Genomic DNA, 14,150 nt, shown 5'->3' on the forward strand with positions numbered 1-14,150 from the left:
TGACCGACCGCAAACGGCGGCAACAGGGAACCTTGGCTCGTGCGCCGTCGTCCATAGCCGGCAGGCAGCGCTTGCGTGCTGGCATTTTTCTGCTACCGAGCGCCACCCGGTTTTGCTTTGCGCGGGCTGCGCAGGCTGATGCGATGCGGCAGAACGGAACTCTGAAGGGCATCGCCACCCATTACGAGGTTTCCATGAGCTGGGCCGGTCCCTACCAATACGAAATTGGCAAATCCCCCGACAAACAAGCGACGCCACCGGAAGTCATCTTCGATGAACAGGTGCCGACCTTGCTGTGCCTCTCCCACCTGCGCTGGAGCTTCGTTTACCAACGCCCGCAGCATCTGATGTCGCGATTCGCGCGCGATTTCAACGTGCTGTTTTTCGAAGAGCCGATCCCCACCGAGGACGCCCAGCCATGGCTGGAAGTGCGGCCCGGGGAAGATGGCGTTCAGGTATTGATTCCGCGCCTGCCGCAGGGCTGCGAGGGCGAGACGGCATTGCGCATCCAGCGCGATCTGCTCGACGGCTACCTGGACAAGCTCGGCGTCAAGGAGCTGATGCTCTGGTACTACACGCCAATGGCGCTGGGTTATGCCGGGCATTTGAAGCCCAAGCTCACCGTTTACGACTGCATGGACGAACTCTCCGCGTTTCGCGGCGCGCCGCCGGAGCTGGTGCAGCGCGAGCGCGAACTGCTCGAGCGCGCCGACCTGGTTTTCACCGGCGGCTACAGCATCTGGGAAGCCAAGCGCGAGCTGCATGACAACGCCTTCGCCTTTCCCAGCAGCGTCGACGTGGCGCACTTCGCCGAGGCGCGGCGGACCCAGGCCGACCCCGATGACCAGGCCGAGATCCCGCATCCGCGCCTGGGCTTCTATGGCGTGATCGACGAGCGCTTCGATATCGAGCTGGTGGCCCGTGTTGCCGAGCAGCGTCCGGACTGGCAGTTCGTGCTGGTTGGCCCGGTGGTGAAGATCGACCCCGCCGACCTGCCGCAGCGCGACAACATCCACTATCTGGGCGGCAAGACCTACGACGAGTTGCCCCGCTACCTGTCCGGCTGGGAAGTGGCGATCATGCCCTTCGCGATGAACGAGTCGACGCGTTTCATCAGCCCCACCAAGACGCCAGAGTACCTCGCCGGTGGCTGCCCGGTGGTGTCCACGCCGATAAAGGACGTGGTGCGCACCTACGGCGATACCGAGATCGTGTACATCGCCGACAGTCCCCAGGCGTTCATCGAGGCGGTGGGCAAGGCCCTGGCCGATGGCGAGGACCGCGACCGTTTGTTGAAGACCGCTGACGAGATTCTCGGCGACATGTCCTGGGACCACACCTGGGCGCTGATGAAGGAGAAGATGCAATGCGCGATGTAAGCCTGCGAGACAGCAACCCCGATTACGCGGGCGGCGGCGCCAGCGTTGGCCCGTCCAGCGGCCGGCGGGGCTTCGACTACCTGATCGTCGGTGCCGGTTTCGCCGGCAGCGTACTGGCCGAGCGGCTGGCGGCCGGCCTGAACAAGCGCGTGCTGGTGGTCGACCGGCGTCCGCACATCGGCGGCAACGCCTACGATCATTACGACGAAGCCGGCGTGCTGATCCACCGTTACGGGCCGCACATCTTTCACACCAATGCCCAGCGCATCGTCGATTACCTGTCGCGCTTCACCGAATGGCGGCCCTACGAGCATCGCGTGCTGGCGCAGGTGGACGGCCAGCAAGTGCCGATCCCGATCAACATGACCACGCTGAACAAGCTCTACGGGCTAAGCATGACCACCGAGCAGGAAGCGGCGGATTTCCTCGCCGGCCGCGCCGAGCCGGTGGCGGACATCCAGACCAGTGAAGACGTGGTCATCAACGGCATCGGCCGCGAGCTGTATCAGAAGTTCTTCCGCGGCTACACCCGCAAGCAGTGGGGGCTGGACCCCTCGCAGCTGGACAAGTCGGTCACCTCGCGCATCCCCACGCGCACCAACACCGACGACCGCTACTTCACCGACACCTTCCAGCAGATGCCCAAGTACGGGTACACCAAGATGTTCGAGAAGATGCTGGCGCACCCGAACATCAAGGTCATGATCAACACCGACTACCGCGAGATTCGCGACGAGATTCAGCATGACCACCTGATCTTCTGCGGGCCGATCGACGAGTACTTCGACTACCGCTTCGGCAAGCTGCCGTACCGCTCATTGAAGTTCGAGCACAAGCAGCTCGATCAGGAGCAGTTCCAGGCGGTCGGCACGGTCAACTATCCCAGCGAAGACGTGCCCTATACGCGCATCAGCGAGTACAAGCACCTCACAGGGCAAGTGCACCCGAAGACCAGCATCACCTACGAATACCCCTCGGCCGAGGGCGATCCCTATTACCCGATCCCGCGCCCGGAAAACGCCGAGCTGTACAAGCGCTACCAGAAGCTGGCGGACGAGACGCCGGGCGTCACCTTCGTCGGCCGCCTCGGCACCTACAAGTACTACAACATGGACCAGGTGGTGGGGCAGGCGCTGGCGCTGTACAAGCGCATCGAGGAGGCCGAGCGCGGCCCGGCGTCGGGCGAAAGCGCCGAACACAGCCAATCGCTGGCTGAACAAGCCCCCTGAGGCGAGACCTGAAGATGCATCAGCCCTCGTTGTTCAAGAGTTTCTTCATGGGCGGGTTCGAATGCTCGAACCACCGCCGCAGCGATGGCCGGCGGCTCGATCTGCTGGCCGCCACCGGACACGACCGCTGGGCCGCGCACGATTACGCGGTGCTGCATCGGCATGGGCTGCACAGCGTGCGCGACGGTCTGCGCTGGCATCTGATCGAGCAGGCGCCGGGCCGGTACGACTGGTCGAGCTTCCTGCCAATGCTGCAGGCGGCGCAGCGTCAGGGCACCCAGGTGATCTGGGACCTGTGCCACTACGGTTGGCCGGACGACATCGACATCTGGCGTCCGCAGTTCGTCGAGCGCTTCGCCCGTTACGCGGCGGCGGCGGCGCAGCTGGTCAGGGACGAAACCGATACCGTGCCCTTCTATGCGCCGCTCAATGAAATCTCGTTCTGGGCCTGGGCCGGCGGTGACGAGGCGTATTTCAACCCGATGGCGCGCGGTCGCGGTTTCGAGCTCAAGCATCAATTGGTGCGCGCCACCATCGCCGCGATGCAGGCGATCCGCGAGGTCGAGCCGCGGGCGCGCTTCGTCCAGGTCGACCCGGCCATACATGTGGTTTCGCCCAACGACCGGCCGGGGCCGCAGCGCGACGCCGAACGTTTTCGCCAGGCGCAGTTCGAGGCCTGGGACATGCTCTGCGGCGAGGCCTGGCCTGGCCTCGGCGGCGCGCCGGAATACCTCGACGTGCTAGGCGTCAACTACTACTCCGACAACCAGTGGTACCACGGTGATGGCCGCACTATCGAGCGCGACAATCCGGACTATCGGCCCTTCAAGGGCATCCTCACAGAGATCTGGCAGCGCTACAAACGCCCGTTGCTGATTGCCGAAACCGGTGCTGAAGGCGACGTGCGTGGCGACTGGCTGCGCTACGTCAGCGAGCAGGCCGGGCTGGCCATGCAGCGTGGGGTGCCGGTCGAGGGCATCTGCCTGTATCCGGTGCTGGACTATCCCGGCTGGACCGACGACCGGCACTGCCCGGTAGGCTTGTTGGGTTTCCCGGATGAAAACGGCAATCGCCGCGTGCATGAGGGCCTCGCCGACGAATTGCGCCTGCAACAGCAGCGATTCAATCAGCTCAACAGCCACTTGCCGCTCGCCGAAGCGCTGACATGAACGCTCCGGCCCAGGCGCCCAAGGCGAAACCGCACATGGTGCCGTTGCCGAGCCGGCCGGTGGCTTTCCTTTGGCATTACATCTGCGCACGGCCCTGGCACTTCGGCGGCCTGCTGGCGCTGATCGTCGGCGCCGCCGGCTGCGCCGTGGCGGTGCAGTACGGGATGAAGCTGCTGGTGGACTCCATGGCGCAAGGCGGCGCGGACCGCGTCGGTGCCAACGTCTGGTTTCCGTTGGGGTTGTTTATCGGATTGATCGTCACCGAGAACGTCTTCTGGCGTTTGGGCGGCTGGCTGGGTTGCCGCACGGTGGTGGCCAGCGTGGTGGATATACGCGTCGACCTGTTCAAACACCTGACCGGGCATCCGATGCGCTATTTCACCGAGCATTTCGCCGGCTCGCTGGGCAATCGCATTTCGGCACTGGGTCAGGCCGCCGGGGCGATCTATGGCGGCCTGGCGTGGAAGATCGTGCCGCCCATCGTCGACTTCATCGGAGCCGTGGTGGTACTGCTCACCGTCGACGTACGCATGGCGGTGGCGCTGATCCTGTTCGTTGCCATCGTTGCCGCGCTGATCACCGGCTTCGGCATTCGCGGCCGCGCCAAGCATCAGCGCTTCGCCGCGCAGTCGGCGCGCGTCGGGGGTGAGCTGGTGGATGCGGTGTCCAACGTGTGGACCATCAAAGCGTTCTCCGCCCGCGACCGCGAGGCCGAACGGCTGGCCCAGGAAATCGGCTACGAAGCGCGCGCCCAACGCCGCAGCTGGATGTATCTGGAAAAGGCGCGGGTGATGCACGACATTTGCCTGTCGGTGATGGCCGGCGGCATGCTGATCTGGGCTATCAACCTGTGGGTCGCCGGCTCGGTAACCGCTGGCGACGTGGTGCTGGTCAGCGCACTGACGTTCCGCATCCTGCATGGCTCGCGCGATCTGGCCCTGGCACTGGTGGACGCCACGCAGCAGATCGGCGCAATCGACGACACCCTGCGCATCATCGTCCAGCCACACGGCCTGGAGGACAGCGACACGCAACTGTTGCTCGCCGAGGGCGACATCACCTTCGACGATGTCGGCTTCGGCTATCCGGGGCGTGGCGCCGTTTTCAACAAGCTCGACCTGCACATCCCGGCCGGGCAGAAGGTTGGCGTGGTGGGTTCGTCCGGGGCCGGCAAGTCGACGTTGATCAACCTGATCCAGCGCCTGGATGACGTGCAGAGCGGACGCATCCTGATCGACGGCCAGGACATCCGCAGCGTCAGTCAGGACAGCCTGCGTGAAAAGATTGCCGTGGTGCCGCAGGAAACCGCGCTATTCAACCGCAGCATCCGCGAGAACATTCGCTACGGCCGCCCCGATGCGACCGACGAGGAGGTGGTCGAGGCCGCGCGCAGTGCCTTCTGCGATGGCTTTATCCGCGAGCTGCCGCAGGGCTACGACACCCTGGTCGGCGAACGCGGGGTGATGCTTTCCGGTGGCCAGCGCCAGCGGCTGGGCATCGCCCGGGCGTTCCTGAAAAACGCGCCGATCCTGATCCTCGACGAGGCCACCTCGGCACTGGACACCCAGTCCGAAGCCGAAATCCAGGTCGCGCTCAACGACCTGGTGCACAACCGCACCGTGGTAGCGGTGGCGCATCGGCTGTCGACCCTGTCGAGTTTCGACCGGATCATCGTGCTGCGTGACGGCCGCATCGTCGAGGACGGCCCGCCGCACGAGCTGCGTAGCCGTGGCGGCGAGTTCGACGCCCTGTGGCGCATGCAGGCCGAGGGCTTCAAGCAGCGCCCCGATCCAGCCCCATGAAACGGATCGCGGTGACCTCGCGCAGCCTGCGCGCGCTGGGCTACGACCCCGACCAGCAGGCGCTGGAAGTGGAATTCCACAACGGCTCGGTCTACCGCTACGAACAGGTGCCGGCCGAGGTGGTGCAGGCGCTGCTGGAGGCCGATTCGATGGGCCGTTATTTCAATCAGGTGTTCAAGCCGCAGCACTACCGCTACCAGCGCATCGGATAACCCACCCGCGTGTGTTTAAAAGCTCGCGGTCGAGACCGCTCCTACAAGGGCGTCGCCTCGCCATCGTCATTGGCATTCCGGTGGCATTGCTTGTGGGAGCGGTCTTGACCGCGATTGCCGGCTGTAAGCCGGCCGCATGAAGTGTGGCACCGGGTGGTCCGCCGGGCAGCTTGTGTCAGTGTGGTTTTGAAAGCTCGCGGTCGAGACCGCTCCTACAAAGCCCAGTCCGCCGCGATTGCTTCCCGTGGGAGCGGTCTTGACCGCGAATACTGGCGCAAGCCGGCGCTCTTGCACAGGGCAGTCTGCTCCTGTCTGTCGCCCGTGCCTGTTTGAGCGTCTCGCTGAACTTCCGACCCGCTGTATGGGCCTCAGTTAGACAGGACGCGTCACTACCGAGCGGAGGCTCCCTCAGATCGCCAAAGGGGATATCTAATGTCGGATCACCACACCTACAAGAAGATTGAAATCGTCGGCTCTTCGCGCACCAGCGTGGACGAGGCGATTCAGAACGGAATCGCCGAAGCCAGCCGGACACTGCGCAACGTCGAATGGTTCGAAGTCGGCGAAATCCGCGGCCATGTCGAAAATGGCAAGGTCGGTCATTATCAGGTCACCATGAAGGTCGGCTTCCGTCTCGCCGAGAGCTGATCGACGCCGTTGGCCGCGTAGCCGGTGGTTCGCTCGCCTGGCGCTGCGCCGTCAAGGCGGGGAGGTCGATGTCTGACCGCGGCTACGCTCGTAATAGCGCAGCAGCGGTTGCGTGCTGAGGCCGTGGAACAGGATGCTCAGTGCCACCACCGGAATTACCAGCCGGATGACCTGCTCGGCCTCTTCCGGCAGCAGGCCGTGGGTCACGGCATAGCTCAGGTAGTAGAGGCTGCCGATGCCGCGAATTCCGAACCAGCCGACGGTCATCAGCTGGGCGCGATCCAGGTAGCGTCGGGGCATCAGCAGCCATACGCTCAACGGCCGGATCAGTACGAACAGCGCCAGCCCCAGTGGCACCGCGCGCCAGTCCCAGTGCGCCGACACCAGCACGCCGAGCATGGTGACCAGCAGCACTTCGAGGCTGCGTTCCAGCTGTCCGCCAAACGTCAGGATGTCGCCCATCATTACCCCCGCCGCCACCTTGGGTTCGGCGATGCGGTCGCTCTCCAACGGCAACTCACGGGGTGTCATGCCGCCTTCGACCACATGCGGAACCGCGTGGGCGATCAGCTCTTCGGATGGCGTCTCGGATCGCCTGGCCACCGAGACTTCGGCGCGCCGCAGGCCGAGCCCGGCGGCGAATACCGCGAGAAAGCCCCAGGCGCCGATCAGCTCGGCGCCGACATAGGCCAGCGCGATCAGGGCCAGCGCCAGCGAGTCGTTGGGTGACATCGAGGTATCGGCGTGGCGGCTGCGTAAAAAAATCGCCAGCTTGCCGATCAGCTTGCCCAGCAGGTAGCCGAACAGCAGCCCCGCCGGAACGGCCCAGACCAGCCTATGCAACGCCCAATCGCCGACCCAGCCCAGCGCCAGGTTGTCCTGCTCGATCAGCAACAGGCCGAACACCACGAAGGGAAAGGCCGTGCCGTCATTGAACCCCGCTTCGCCGGACAGGCCATAGCGCACGTGATCGCTGTCGCGCGAGTTGTTGACCTGCACCAGGCTGGCTAGCACCGGATCGGTAGGCGCCAGGATCGCACCGGTCAGCACCGCCAGCCCCCAGTTCAGCCCCAACAGGTAGTGGCAGAACAGCGCGACGCCGGCGATACAGGCCAGCATCACCGGGCCGGCCAGGACGTAGGTGCTGCGCCACGCCGGATGGCCCAGCGGCATGCGCAGTTTCAGGCCGCTGACGAACAGCGAGACCAGCACCACCACTTCGGTGAGGTGCTCCATCCAGCCGGCGATCAGCAGGAAGTCCATCTCCCACAGGCCGATGCCGAGCTTTCCGATCAGCAGTCCGAAGCCGAGATAGATCAGTGAGGTGGTGACCGGCAGCCAGCGCAGGTAGGCCGATGCCAGGGCGAGGATCAACAGCAGGATGCCAAGCACGGCCATCCATTCGAGAAAATTCATGCAGTCTTCCGCAACAAGCGTGACGCGCTGAAATGCGCATGGCTGATGATTCGATAGGGATGCTGCGACGGGGTTCAGCCGCGTTCGTCGAGCGGGAGCAGGTACGGGCGGTGCGTTTGCTGTAGGAGACCCGACCCGGGGGCGAAGCAGTTAGGGCTTGGCAGGCCTGCGTCCTGCGTCGCCGCGGGGCGCGCCTCCCACAATGGGGGCGGCATGCACTGCTTTTTTGTGAGAGCCCCGCCCTCGGGGCGAAGCTTTTCGGGCACCGGGCTGGCGTCATTCGGCGCGAGGGCGCACCTCCCACAATGAGGGGGCGTACGCTGTTTTTTGTGGGAGGCCCGACCCGGGGCGAAGCTTTTCGGGCACCGGGCTGGGGCCATTCGCCGCGAGGGCGCGCCTCCCGCAATGGGGGCGGCGTGCACTGCTTTTTTTTGTGGGAGCCCCGCCCTCGGGGCGAAGCTTTTGGGGCACCGGGCTGGGGCCATTCGGCGCGAGGGCGCGCCTCCCACAATGGGGCGGCGTGCACTGCTTTTTTTTGTGGGAGCTCCGCCCTCGGGGCGAAGCTTTCTAGGCTTGGCAAGTCTGTGCTCTGCCAAGGCGCGCCTTCTCGGCTCAGCGCAGCCCGGCGAGAATCTCGAAGGCGTGGTGGCGGTCGGCGGTTTCGTAGAAATCGCAGGTGAAGATCAGCTCGTCGGCCTGGGTCTGCTCCAGAAGGATCTCCAGCCGCGCGCGGATTTTCTCCGGCCCGCCGATCAGTGCCATGCCGAGGAAGTTGCCGACGGCGTCCTGTTCGTGCGGTAGCCATTTGCCCTGCATGCTCGGCACCGGTGGCACCAACACCAGGCTCTGGCCGCGGATCAGCGCGAGGATGCGCTGGTAAGCCGTGGTCGCCAGGTATTCGGCCTGTTCGTCGGTGTCGGCGGTCATCAGCGGCACGCCGAGCATCACGTAGGGCTTGTCCAGTACCTCCGAGGGGCGGAAGTTCTCGCGGTACAGGCGAATCGCCTCATGCACGTAACGCGGTGCGAAATGCGAGGCGAAGGCGTAAGGCAGGCCCTTGGCCGCGGCCAGCTGGGCGCTGAACAGGCTTGAGCCGAGCAACCAGATCGGCACGTTGCTGCCGACTCCGGGCATGGCGATCACCCGCTGATTGGGCTGACGCGGGCCGAGCAGTCGCTGCAGCTCCTCGACGTCTGCCGGGAAATCGTCGGCACTGCCCATGCGGTCTCGGCGCAGCGCGTGGGCGGTGAACTGGTCGGCCCCCGGCGCGCGGCCGAGCCCCAGCTCGATACGCCCGGGATAGAGCGCGTCCAGCGTGCCGAATTGCTCGGCAATCACCAGCGGCGCATGGTTGGGCAGCATCACCCCGCCGGCGCCCAGGCGAATCCGCGAGGTGCCGGCGGCCAGATAGCCGATCAGCACCGAGGTGGCGGCGCTGGCGATGCCATCCATGTTGTGGTGTTCGGCAACCCAGAAGCGCTCGAAGCCGAGCTTCTCGACGTGCTGGGCCAGTGCCAGGGAATTGCGCAGGGCGAGGCCGGCATCACCGTCATCGCGAATTGGCGCCAGGTCGAGGGTGGAAAAGCGGGTGTGTTCGATACGGGACATCGTCTACCTCTATGCTGACGGAGGAGTCGCAGCGCGACTCAATAGCAGTGTTCGGCTTCGGCGCGCGCCAGGACGTTGCGTTGTTCGTCGTACAGCCAGCCCTGCGGGGTGAAACCCAGCGAGCGCGCCTGGAACAGGTAGCGTCGGCCAGGCTGGAAGTCGTCATAGCGGATGACCATGGTACAGCGCAGGTATTGGGTTTCGCCGAACTCGCCCAGTCCGCCACTGCTGATTTCGAATTCATAGCGCGCTTCGAGTTCATGCGCGCCGGGGCCGACCTGGAAATAGCGACCGTCGGGGGTGCGTTTGTCGTCCAGCCGATCGGACATGAAGATATCGCTGGGTTGGGCGCTCAGGTCCACCCAGGCCATGTCGGCTTGGGGGGCGGGCAGCGGACCGGCGCAGGCGGTCAGGCCGAGCACCAGGAACATCGGGAATGTCGGGCGCATGATGAATCCTCCGGGGCGCATCCGCGCGTGCGGTCGCGATAGGCATTGAGCCTGAGCCAGATGCGCCTCTATTTCAACGACTGCGCCGCGGCACAACGGTTCACCAGAGGTTCAGCGCGTCGCGACTCCCCCGCAGCCGCGCTCGGTGGCCTTGGCCAGCAGCTGGTCGTGCTGGTCGTAGAGCCGCGCCCAGGGGCGGAAGCCGTAACCGCCGGCGACCAGGCGGTAGCGCACGCCAGCGTCGAAGCTGTCGTATTCCAGGGTCAGGCGGCAGTCCCGCTCGAGGGCTTGGCTGTCGCGGCCGACGTCGGCCGCGCCCACTTCGAAGCGGTAGCGCATGCCGAGCTGATGGCTGCCGGGCGTGACCTGGAAATAGCGATGGTCATCCAGGGGCCGCTGGTCCACTGCCACGGCCTTCAGGATGGTTTCATCGCGTGGGGCCAGCTCGATCCAGGCCTGGTTCGGGTCCGGCTGGGGCATCCACAGGGTGCAGCCGCCGAAGGTGGACAGTGCGAGAGCAAGGAACAGGATTCGCATGGATTGTTCTCCGACCGCTGGCTGGACGGTCTGGCTGCAAAGAGCGCGTTGCCATTGATGATTGGGTAGGCTTCGCCGTCGTTGTACGCTCAGCGCACCGACCCGTTGGGTCATGCACGCGGGTAAGCGATTTGTTGGTGTCGAAGCTGAAAACCGCCCTTGTCGACAAGCACAGCCGGCTCTGGGTTCCGCTGCTGCTTGCCGTTGGTCTGAATGGTTGCAGCACCTACTATGGTCAGTTGGCGGTCGGTCAGCTGGAGCTGCTGCGCCAGCGCGAACCCATCGCGGCGATCATCGAGGACCAGCAGGCCGACCCGCAATTGCGCCAACGCCTAGGCCATGCACTGCAAGCTAGACGCTTCGCCAGTGCCGCTTTGGGATTGCCGGATAACGGCAGCTATAAGGTTTATGCCGATATCCAGCGGCCCTACGTGGTGTGGAACCTGTTCGCCACCGAAGCGTTTTCCGTGGCTCCGCTGAAGCACTGTTTTCCGATCGCCGGTTGTGTGGCCTATCGTGGTTATTACCAACCGGGACGTGCGCGGGGCGAAGCGGCGCGGCTCCAGGCCAAGGGCTACGACACCCTGGTGACCGGCGTGCAGGCTTATTCGACCCTCGGCTGGTTCGACGATCCGCTGCTCAGCTCGATGCTGCGCTGGGACGATGAGCGGCTGGCCGGGCTGATCTTTCACGAGCTGGCGCATCAGCGCCTGTATGTGCCTGGCGACACGGCCTTCAACGAGTCCTATGCATCCTTCGTCGAGCATGAGGGGCTGCGCCAGTGGCGCGACAGCCAGGGCCTGCCGCCGCCCGACCAGATCGGGCAGCAACGCTATGCCGAGTTCAGCCAGCTGATGCTCGATACCCGCGAATGGCTGGCCGAGCTGTACGCCTCCGATCTCAGCGAATCGGCCATGCGGGCCGCCAAGGAAGCAGAGTTCATGCGCCTGCGTAAGGCCTATCGCCATTTGCGCGACGATCGCTGGAAGGGCGACGGCCGCTTCGATCGCTGGATGGCCCGGCCGCTGAACAATGCGAGCCTGGTGCCATTCGGTCTCTATGACCGCTGGGTGCCGGCGTTCGCTGCGCTGTTCGAGCAGGTCGATGGCGATTGGCAGCGTTTCCATGCGCGAGTCGAGTCCCTGGGACGCGTGTCTGCCGACGAGCGGGCAAAGGCGCTCGAAGCGCTTCGCTAATGATCCGGCCGCTTCGTTCAAAGCCAATCGTGGCGAGGCGTTGCAGCAATTCTCGGACTGTTCGATGGCGTCCTGATCGCAGAGGTTGGCTGCACCGCTCATCGTCTTCCTGCGTTTTCGAGCCAAACGCCATGGAATTGTTTTCCCTCTGCTCCCGTCCATTTTTTAGACCGTCAGCCCAGCTAACCCGTGATTCGGCCGTACGCTGCGAGTACGCCTATCTAAAAAAAGCCGTGACAACGGAGGCTCCATGGACAACCTATCCGGCATCCTCGACAACAAGGGCACGCCCCTCGAAAAGCAGAAGTTCACCTGGAAGGAAATGGCTGGCAAGCCGATCAGCAAGCTGGATGACGACGCCTTCACCCGGGTGCGGATCATTCTGATGAACGGGATCGAAACCGACGCGCTGCGCCTCAAGCACGGCATCGCCCGCATCACCGGCCAGCTGCGCGGCCCGCTCGCCGAGATCCGTCGCGTCGAGCAGCACCAGGCGACCATGGTCAACTGGCTGATCTCCGCCGACCATTCCCCTCTGGAAACGACTGTCGCTTACGAGCAGGTCGCCATCGAGGTCACCGCCGCCGTCGCCCAGACCGAGCCGGACCCGTACCAGGCGCAGACCTACCGCTTCGGCCTGCTGGAAGACTTCGACCACCTGTACCGCTATTCGGCGATGCTCGACCGCCTCGAAGGCAAGGATGCCAACAACATCCTGCAGGGCTACACCGACATCGTGCCGGGTCGGCAGACCTCCGAGCATCATCGTCATCCGGACAACGACCTGCGCGAAAGCTACGAGAAAGAGCAGGCCGCACTGATCACCAAGATCCACGCGGCGATGATCACCGCAGCCGAGTTCCAGACCCACGACTACTACATGAACATCGGCCCGCTGTTCGCCGATCCGCTGGCCCGTCAGCTGTACGCCGAAATCGCCTCGGTCGAAGAGCAGCACGTGACCCAGTACGGCTCGCTGGCCGATCCGCAGGAATCCTTCATGGAGAAGTGGCTGGTGCACGAGGCGATGGAAGTCTATGCCTACGCCAGCTGCGCCGAGCAGGAAACAAACCCGCGCATCAAGGCCATGTGGGAGCGCTTCCTCGATTACGAATTAGGCCATCTGACGGTCGCCTGCGAGCATTTCAAGAACATCGAACGCCGTGATCCGGCGGAGATACTCGGCGGTCCGTTGCCGAAAATGATCGAGTTCAAGAGCCAGCGGGAATTCGTCCGCCAGGTGCTGGCGGCCGAGGTCAACCTGCGCTCCAGCGGCACCCAGTACGTCGACAAGAGCGAAGAGCCGCAGAACTCGCTGGACTACCGGGCCCAGCTCAACTCCGAAGGCATCGCGTCGAACATCGTATCGGCCGGTTACCAGTGGGCGCCGGGCGGCGAACTCATGAAGATGCGCAAGGTTTCTTGAGGAGAACAGGACATGGCAAATTCAGCAAAGCTGGGCACCAATTTCACTGGCGTACAGATGTCGCCGAAGGACACCAAAAGCCTGCTCGAGGCGGTCAACGATATCCATCCGGATGTACCGGGCGACTCCAAAGGTCTGATGCTGGAGCGCACGACCCGTGCCGAAGAAGCCGATCGCATCGGTTCGGTACCGGTGCCCGGCTCCGCCAAAGGGATGCTCAAATCGACCTTCGACATGGCGTTGGGCAAGAGCCCTGAACTGCTGGTCGACAAGCTCGGCGAGCGGTTGGCATTCGAGCGCAGCGGCGTACGCATGTACGACGCCATGATCGCCAAGGCAAAGGCCAACAGCATGGCCGATTCCGATCTGATCGGCGTGCTGCAGCACATCCGCGACGAAGAGTTCGAGCACATGAACATGGTCGCCGAAGCCATCGAGACCCTGGGCGCCGACCCGACCGCGCAGACCCCTTGCGCCGACATCGTCGGGGTCAAGTCGCTCGGCGTGATGCAGGTGCTCACCGATCCGCGAACCAACATCGCTCAAGGCATCAACGCCTTGTTGACCCTCGAACTCGAGGACAACGCCGCCTGGGAACTGTTGATCGAACTGGCCGAAGCCGGTGGCCATCCCCGGATCGCCAAGAGCTTCCACAAAGCCAAGGAACAGGAAGATGACCACCTCATCAAGATCAAGACGCTGCTGCGTCGCGATCTGATTGCTCAGATCAAATAGATACGCGTGTGCTTCATCCTTTTACGCGCCTTCGGGCGCGTTTTTTTTGCGCAACATTTGGTAGGTGCAGCGATAGTTTTGAGGCCAAATGCAGAAGCTCGCGGTCAAGACCGCTCCCACGGGTGCGGGTGGCGCGGCTGCTTTTGTAGGAGCGGTCTCGACCGCGATGTCTCACGGCCGAAATGCTGATGAGCCCGTTGGTGGTGTCGGGGACAGTGGGGCCTGGCTCGGCGGGCCTGAATCAAAAGCTCGCGGTCAAGACCGCTCCCACGGGTGTGAACGGCGCTGCTGTTTTTTGTGGGAGCGATCTCGGCCGCGATGTTTCTCGGCAGAAATGTTGAATC

At 64.2% G+C, this 14,150-nt stretch carries 13 protein-coding genes; 9 read left to right on the top strand and 4 right to left on the bottom strand.

Annotated features, from left to right (window positions below; translation table 11 throughout):
• Nucleotides 1-194: 194 nt before the first annotated feature.
• From KCX70_RS00405 to KCX70_RS00430, 6 genes are all read left to right on the top strand, one after another.
• Nucleotides 195-1,379: a glycosyltransferase family 1 protein gene (locus KCX70_RS00405; RefSeq protein ID WP_212618945.1), complete on the top strand. Its 1,185-nt coding sequence runs from the start codon at nt 195-197 to the stop codon at nt 1,377-1,379.
• Entirely contained in the window at nt 1,367-2,608 is a 1,242-nt protein-coding gene (gene glf / locus KCX70_RS00410; RefSeq protein ID WP_212618946.1) for a UDP-galactopyranose mutase, read from the top strand. Before KCX70_RS00405 ends, glf begins: the two co-directional genes overlap by 13 nt.
• 14 nt (nt 2,609-2,622) lie before the next feature.
• The gene (locus tag KCX70_RS00415) at nt 2,623-3,777 is read left to right on the top strand and encodes a beta-glucosidase (RefSeq protein ID WP_212618947.1); all 1,155 of its coding nucleotides are present in this window, start codon (nt 2,623-2,625) and stop codon (nt 3,775-3,777) included.
• On the top strand, nt 3,774-5,579 hold the full coding sequence (locus KCX70_RS00420; protein ID WP_212618948.1) for an ABC transporter ATP-binding protein: 1,806 nt from the start codon (nt 3,774-3,776) through the stop codon (nt 5,577-5,579). The genes KCX70_RS00415 and KCX70_RS00420 overlap by 4 nt, the downstream gene beginning before the upstream one ends.
• Nucleotides 5,576-5,791: a KTSC domain-containing protein gene (locus KCX70_RS00425; protein WP_212618949.1), complete on the top strand. Its 216-nt coding sequence runs from the start codon at nt 5,576-5,578 to the stop codon at nt 5,789-5,791. The genes KCX70_RS00420 and KCX70_RS00425 overlap by 4 nt, the downstream gene beginning before the upstream one ends.
• Before the next feature lie 432 nt (nt 5,792-6,223).
• Nucleotides 6,224-6,439 (top strand): dodecin, encoded by a 216-nt coding sequence (locus KCX70_RS00430; protein WP_021206313.1) that lies wholly within the window; start codon nt 6,224-6,226, stop codon nt 6,437-6,439.
• A gap of 51 nt (nt 6,440-6,490) precedes the next feature.
• Here KCX70_RS00430 and KCX70_RS00435 read toward each other — a convergent pair whose 3' ends face one another.
• The 4 genes from KCX70_RS00435 to KCX70_RS00450 form a co-directional block, all read right to left on the bottom strand.
• A complete protein-coding gene (locus KCX70_RS00435) occupies nt 6,491-7,855 on the bottom strand; it encodes a cation:proton antiporter (RefSeq protein ID WP_212618950.1) in 1,365 nt (454 codons plus the stop codon).
• Between the two features lie 612 nt (nt 7,856-8,467).
• A complete protein-coding gene (locus KCX70_RS00440; RefSeq protein ID WP_102846275.1) occupies nt 8,468-9,463 on the bottom strand; it encodes an LLM class flavin-dependent oxidoreductase in 996 nt (331 codons plus the stop codon).
• Nucleotides 9,464-9,501: 38 nt separating this feature from the next.
• A complete protein-coding gene (locus KCX70_RS00445) occupies nt 9,502-9,912 on the bottom strand; it encodes a hypothetical protein (protein WP_102846276.1) in 411 nt (136 codons plus the stop codon).
• A 111-nt stretch (nt 9,913-10,023) separates the two neighbouring features.
• Nucleotides 10,024-10,449 carry a hypothetical protein gene (locus KCX70_RS00450; RefSeq protein WP_212618951.1) on the bottom strand — a complete coding sequence of 142 codons (426 nt, stop codon included), beginning with the start codon at nt 10,447-10,449 and terminating at the stop codon, nt 10,024-10,026.
• 137 nt (nt 10,450-10,586) lie between these two features.
• Between KCX70_RS00450 and KCX70_RS00455 the strand changes: the two genes are divergently transcribed.
• The 3 genes from KCX70_RS00455 to KCX70_RS00465 all read left to right on the top strand — a co-directional run bounded on the left by KCX70_RS00455 (nt 10,587) and on the right by KCX70_RS00465 (nt 13,806).
• Nucleotides 10,587-11,645, top strand: coding sequence for an aminopeptidase (locus KCX70_RS00455; protein ID WP_212618952.1), 1,059 nt, complete (start codon nt 10,587-10,589; stop codon nt 11,643-11,645).
• 250 nt (nt 11,646-11,895) lie between these two features.
• Entirely contained in the window at nt 11,896-13,071 is a 1,176-nt protein-coding gene (locus tag KCX70_RS00460; RefSeq protein WP_102851883.1) for a hypothetical protein, read from the top strand.
• 12 nt (nt 13,072-13,083) lie between these two features.
• Nucleotides 13,084-13,806 (top strand): ferritin-like domain-containing protein, encoded by a 723-nt coding sequence (locus KCX70_RS00465; protein ID WP_212618953.1) that lies wholly within the window; start codon nt 13,084-13,086, stop codon nt 13,804-13,806.
• The last annotated feature ends 344 nt before the right edge of the window (nt 13,807-14,150 follow it).

Origin of the sequence: Stutzerimonas stutzeri, from assembly GCF_018138085.1 — a bacterium.
Classification (GTDB): Bacteria; Pseudomonadota; Gammaproteobacteria; order Pseudomonadales; family Pseudomonadaceae; genus Stutzerimonas; species Stutzerimonas stutzeri_AI.

What these genes read in the sequence shown, in the direction of transcription:
- KCX70_RS00405 (WP_212618945.1), top strand. Translation starts at nt 195, where the DNA reads ATGAGCTGGGCCGGTCCCTACCAATACGAAATTGGCAAATCCCCCGAC.
- glf (WP_212618946.1), top strand. Translation starts at nt 1,367, where the DNA reads ATGCGCGATGTAAGCCTGCGAGACAGCAACCCCGATTACGCGGGCGGC.
- KCX70_RS00415 (WP_212618947.1), top strand. Translation starts at nt 2,623, where the DNA reads ATGCATCAGCCCTCGTTGTTCAAGAGTTTCTTCATGGGCGGGTTCGAA.
- KCX70_RS00420 (WP_212618948.1), top strand. Translation starts at nt 3,774, where the DNA reads ATGAACGCTCCGGCCCAGGCGCCCAAGGCGAAACCGCACATGGTGCCG.
- KCX70_RS00425 (WP_212618949.1), top strand. Translation starts at nt 5,576, where the DNA reads ATGAAACGGATCGCGGTGACCTCGCGCAGCCTGCGCGCGCTGGGCTAC.
- KCX70_RS00430 (WP_021206313.1), top strand. Translation starts at nt 6,224, where the DNA reads ATGTCGGATCACCACACCTACAAGAAGATTGAAATCGTCGGCTCTTCG.
- KCX70_RS00435 (WP_212618950.1), bottom strand. Translation starts at nt 7,855, where the DNA reads ATGAATTTTCTCGAATGGATGGCCGTGCTTGGCATCCTGCTGTTGATC.
- KCX70_RS00440 (WP_102846275.1), bottom strand. Translation starts at nt 9,463, where the DNA reads ATGTCCCGTATCGAACACACCCGCTTTTCCACCCTCGACCTGGCGCCA.
- KCX70_RS00445 (WP_102846276.1), bottom strand. Translation starts at nt 9,912, where the DNA reads ATGCGCCCGACATTCCCGATGTTCCTGGTGCTCGGCCTGACCGCCTGC.
- KCX70_RS00450 (WP_212618951.1), bottom strand. Translation starts at nt 10,449, where the DNA reads ATGCGAATCCTGTTCCTTGCTCTCGCACTGTCCACCTTCGGCGGCTGC.
- KCX70_RS00460 (WP_102851883.1), top strand. Translation starts at nt 11,896, where the DNA reads ATGGACAACCTATCCGGCATCCTCGACAACAAGGGCACGCCCCTCGAA.
- KCX70_RS00465 (WP_212618953.1), top strand. Translation starts at nt 13,084, where the DNA reads ATGGCAAATTCAGCAAAGCTGGGCACCAATTTCACTGGCGTACAGATG.